This is a genomic window from Azonexus sp., assembly GCF_036170495.1.
In the GTDB taxonomy this organism is placed as follows: domain Bacteria; phylum Pseudomonadota; class Gammaproteobacteria; order Burkholderiales; family Rhodocyclaceae; genus Azonexus.
In genome coordinates this window covers 4,069-8,605 of sequence record NZ_JAVHPH010000449.1, presented here as the reverse complement: position 1 = coordinate 8,605, position 4,537 = coordinate 4,069, and the positions used below count along the sequence as shown (strand labels likewise).

The following is a 4,537-nucleotide window of genomic DNA, read 5'->3' as shown; positions in this document are numbered from 1 at the left end:
AGGGCATTGCCGCCAGCTTTGATGAAATGCAGGGCAAGGTTGCGCTGATTAACCGTTCGCTGAACGACATCGCCGGCATTACCAAGCAGACCGACCTGCTGGCGCTCAATGCCGCCATTGAAGCGGCGCGGGCGGGCGAAGCGGGGCGTGGTTTTGCCGTCGTGGCCGACGAAGTGCGCAATCTGGCTGCCCGTACCGGCGAATTCAATGTCGACATCCGCACCTCGCTGAGCGACATCATGAATTCGTTGCAGGAGGTCGGGGCACGCGTCGCCGACGCCACCCGCATCGACATGAGCCTGGCTGAAAAATCGCAGACGACCTTGCAGGATCTGGGCAACGAATTGCTGGCGCTAACCGGCAAGGCACGCGAGCACTCCGACCACATCACGGCCATCACCGAACAGATGCACGAGATGACCGAAGAAGGTGTCATGGCCATCCAGTTCGAGGACATCGTGACGCAGATGATGTCGCGCATCAGCCAGCGGACGACCAACGTCGGCGACTACATGCACGCCTTCCTGGCGCTGCAACACGACAGCGAAGCTGACGGCCTGCAACGTTTCCGCTCGCGCAGCCAGAAACTGGTCGCCCTGCTGGTCAACTCGCATGTCCAGGGCGATGCCATGAAGGCCAGCCATACCGGGGCGAGCGCGATGAATAGCAGCGAAGGCGACATCGAGCTGTTCTGACAGCGGTTTTGCATTGGTACGGTCAACCGGAAAATTGGGCCAAAAATGGAATTGACCAGCCTGATCGAAAGCCTCGGCGAGAAGACCGCCGTCACGCTGGCCGGACTGACCGTCGGCCTCTTTTTCGGTATTTTTGCCCAGCGCTCGCGTTTCTGCCTGCGCTCGGCCGTCGTCGAATTCGCCAACCGCAACGGTTGCAGCAAGCTCGCTGTCTGGCTCTTTGCCTTTTCCGCGGCGCTCATCGCCACCCAGTTTTTCATCACACAAGGCTGGCTCGATGTCTCGCAGGCCCGCCAACTAGCCACCAAGGGCAGCCTGTCCGGTGCGCTGGTCGGCGGTCTGCTCTTCGGCATCGGCATGATCCTGGCCCGCGGCTGCTCGTCGCGCATGCTCGTCCTGGCCGCCAACGGTAATCTACGCGCCCTGCTCGCCGGGCTGATTTTCGCCGTCGCCGCCCAGGCCTCGCTGAACGGTCTGCTCTCGCCCTTGCGTACCTGGATTTCAAGCTGGCTGACCATCGACGGCGGCACCGCCCGCGACCTCCTCGCCGTCCTCCATCTCGGCCACATCGGCGGTCTGCTCTTTGGCCTCGTCTGGCTCGCCGCGGCCATCCACTTTGCCCGCCGCGCCCACCTCGCCCGCCGCGAATGGCTGGGCGGCGCCGGCGTCGGCCTGATGGTCGCCCTGGCCTGGCTGGTCACCTATCAGGTCGGCAGCCAATCCTTCGAAATCATCCCTGTCCAGAGCCTGAGCTTCACCGGCCCGTCGGCCGACATGCTGATGCTCGTCCTCTCCCCGCCCGGCCAGCCGTGGGATTTCAACATCGGCCTGGTCCCCGGCGTGGTTTTCGGCTCTTTCCTCGCCGCTTTGTGGGGCAAGGAATTGAAGCTGGAAGGCTTCAAAGATGGTCACAGCATGCGGCGCTACATGGCCGGCGCCGTCTGCATGGGTTTCGGCGGCATGCTCGCCGGTGGTTGCGCCGTCGGGGCTGGCGTCTCGGGCGCCGCGATTTTCGCGCTGACGGCGTGGATTTCGCTGATCGGCATGTGGATCGGCGCCGGACTGGCCGACCGCCTGATCGATCGGCCGACGCCACAGGTGACGACAACGGCGGGCGCCGGCAGCAGGCCGGCGACCTCGCCGTAATCCTGCCTCAACAGCGCGCCCCCGTTCCCACGGTCAACCGGAAAAATCGGCAAAATTTGAAATCTCCGTGACGCCAGACGAAAAAATCCCCGCCGCAGCGAGGATTGCCGTGAACGCCGATTGACGATCAGCGCGGAAAGTACATTTTCGCCTTATCCAGTTTGTAGGCCCAGGGCAGGCCGGCATTCTTCCAGCCATTGACCGCACGCTGCCCGGTTTTCGGGCCTTCCTTGGCGGTGTCGCCCTCAAAGCCTTCGGCGACGCCATAAACCTTGCGGTAACCGGCCTGCAGAAGAAGATCCTGCGCCTTGGCACTGCGGTCGCCAGAGCGACACATCAGAATGATGGTGGCGTCCTTGGCCAGACCCATGGCGGTCAGGCGGCGATCCACTTCGGGGACAAAATCAGAGTTCGGCTCAAGCTTGTAGCTACCGCGCTTTTCATCCCAGTCACTCATGATTTCCGCATGCTCAACGTAGGGGACGAGGCCATCGACATCAGCCGACATCCCGACGTACATGGCTTCGGCGCGGGTCCGGATGTCGAAAAAGGCAACGCCCTGCGGATTGTTCTTCTTCATGTCATGAGCCTGCTGCGGCGTCAGGTAGAGGCCAACTTTCGATTTCTTGACCTCAGGCAGCTTGTCCCAGTCAGTGCTGCCCGATGCCCAGTCGGCGGCGAAGGTTTGCGTGGCGACGGCCAGCGCGGCGATGGCAAAGAACTTGGATAGAAGTTTCATCAGGCGATCCCCGGGTTGTTGGCGGCGCCTTTCAGCGTCGGCAGGTTGAGTTTGACCGGCTTGACGGTCTTGATGTCGCGCAGATAGGTGGCGACGACGTCCCAGATCGGTTCGCCGGCGTTCTTGGCTGCCTCCGAAACCGGCGCCCAGCCGGCCACTTTGTAGGTTTTGGCCGGGTCGATGAGCTGGCCTTTGAGCATCATGTTCTGGATGCGGCTGCCCATCCTGGCGGTCGGGTCGCAGGTCCATTGCAAACCGCCGACGCGCACCATGTCGCCGCCCTGTTGATAGTAGGGGTCGGGGTTGAACAGGTTGTCGCAGACGTCTTCGAGCACGGTCTTGATCATTTCGCCACTCATGTTGGTCACCGTCGTCCACGGATAGGTGATCGCAGTCTGGTCGAGCACGTGTTCCATCAGGATCGGCTGGCCGGGGAGCAGCGAGGTGCCCCAGCGGAAGCCGGGCGAGAAGGCGATTTCGGCGTCCTTCACTTTCATCAGCGCATCGAGGATGACCTGGTCGAAAGTACCGTTGAAGTTGCCGCGGCGGTAGAGCAGGCCTTCGCTGACCGCCAGCTTTTCGTTGAGCTTGGAGAGGTACGGGGCGCGCGCCTTGTCGATCAGCGTCCGCATGTCCTGGTCGGCCGGCAGCAGATTGGCGAAGACCGGCAGCAGCTTGTAGCGGAAGTCGGCGATCTTGCCGTTCTTGACATCGAAATCGAGCACGCCGAGGTACTTGCCGTTGGAGCCAGCATTGGTCACCAGGGTCTGGCCGCCGGCATTCTTGACGACGACCGGCGCCGGCATGCCGTCGTGGGTATGGCCGCCGAGGATGGCGTCGATGCCTTTGACGCGCGAGGCCATCTTGAGGTCGACGTCCATGCCGTTGTGCGACAGCACGACGACAACCTGCGCGCCAGCGGCACGGGCTTCGTCGACGGTCTTCTGCATGTTCTCTTCCTGGATGCCGAAGCTCCAGTTCGGCGTCTGCCAGCGCGGGTTGGCAATCGGCGTGTAGGGGAAGGCCTGACCGATGATGGCGACCGGTACGCCGTTGATGTTCTTCATGACGAAGGGCTTGAATACCGGATCGCCGAAGTCGGTGGTCTTGACGTTCTGGGCGACGATGTCGATCTGGCCGGCGAAATCCTTTTCCTCGATTTCCTTGACCCGGGCCTCGCCGTAGGTCGATTCCCAGTGCAGCGTCATGACATTGACACCGAGCGCCTTGCAGGCATCGACCATGTCCTGGGCGTTGGACCACAGCGCCGTGCCGGAACCTTGCCAGGTGTCGCCGCCGTCGAGCAGCAGGGCGCCCGGGCGATTGGCCTTCATGCGCTTGACCAGCGTCGCCAGGTGGGCAAAACCGCCGACCTTGCCATAGGTCTCGGCGGCTTTTTCGAAATTCAGATAGGTGTAGGCATGCGCTTCCAGGCTGTTCGGCTTGAAGCCGAAGTGCTTGAGCAGGTTGGCGCCGACAAGGTGTGGCACCTTGCCGAACTGGTCGCCAAAGCCGAGATTGACGTTCGGCTCGCGGAAGTAAATGGGCAGCAACTGGGCGTGGCAGTCGGTGATGTGCAGCAGGCTGACGTTGCCAAATTTGGGCAGGTCGTAGAGTTTGGCGGCGCCTTTTTCAGCTTGCGCCAATTCGCTGTGCAAGGACATGCCACCGGCCGCCGCGACGGCCATGACCTGAAGAAATTCCCGACGATTCATGCTCATTTTGTAATCCTTTAAAACTTAGTTTTGGCGTAACCAAAAAAAAGCCCAGCCGGTTTCCCGGCCGGGCCAATCACGCAAGTTCTAGTCCTTATTCACCGGCGATTCCGGATCAATCAGGAAAGCCACGATATGGGTGATCTGCTCCGGTGTCACCCAGTTATGCAGGCCGAAGCGCGGCATATTGGTGCACGCCGTGAAGGCGTTGGAGTTGTAGACCTTGTCGTAGACGTACTTGA

Annotated in this window: 4 protein-coding genes; 2 read left to right on the top strand and 2 right to left on the bottom strand. The window is 61.8% G+C overall.

Annotated features, from left to right (window positions below; genetic code table 11):
- Nucleotides 1–26 precede the first annotated feature (26 nt).
- Nucleotides 27–695 (top strand): methyl-accepting chemotaxis protein, encoded by a 669-nt coding sequence (locus ADADOO_RS16180; protein WP_511278540.1) that lies wholly within the window; start codon nucleotides 27–29, stop codon nucleotides 693–695.
- 45 nt (nucleotides 696–740) lie between these two features.
- On the top strand, nucleotides 741–1,841 hold the full coding sequence (locus ADADOO_RS16175) for a YeeE/YedE family protein (protein ID WP_511278538.1): 1,101 nt from the start codon (nucleotides 741–743) through the stop codon (nucleotides 1,839–1,841).
- A 127-nt stretch (nucleotides 1,842–1,968) separates the two neighbouring features.
- Here ADADOO_RS16175 and ADADOO_RS16170 read toward each other — a convergent pair whose 3' ends face one another.
- Nucleotides 1,969–2,580, bottom strand: a complete 612-nt coding sequence (locus ADADOO_RS16170; protein WP_511278537.1) for a rhodanese-like domain-containing protein — start codon at nucleotides 2,578–2,580, stop codon at nucleotides 1,969–1,971.
- Entirely contained in the window at nucleotides 2,580–4,301 is a 1,722-nt protein-coding gene (gene soxB, locus ADADOO_RS16165) for a thiosulfohydrolase SoxB (RefSeq protein ID WP_511278536.1), read from the bottom strand. The genes ADADOO_RS16170 and soxB overlap by 1 nt, the downstream gene beginning before the upstream one ends.
- Nucleotides 4,302–4,537 lie beyond the last annotated feature (236 nt).

Coding starts and splice junctions, on each gene's coding strand:
- ADADOO_RS16175 (WP_511278538.1), top strand. CDS start 741: ATGGAATTGACCAGCCTGATCGAAAGCCTCGGCGAGAAGACCGCCGTC.
- ADADOO_RS16180 (WP_511278540.1), top strand. CDS start 27: ATGCAGGGCAAGGTTGCGCTGATTAACCGTTCGCTGAACGACATCGCC.
- soxB (WP_511278536.1), bottom strand. CDS start 4,301: ATGAGCATGAATCGTCGGGAATTTCTTCAGGTCATGGCCGTCGCGGCG.
- ADADOO_RS16170 (WP_511278537.1), bottom strand. CDS start 2,580: ATGAAACTTCTATCCAAGTTCTTTGCCATCGCCGCGCTGGCCGTCGCC.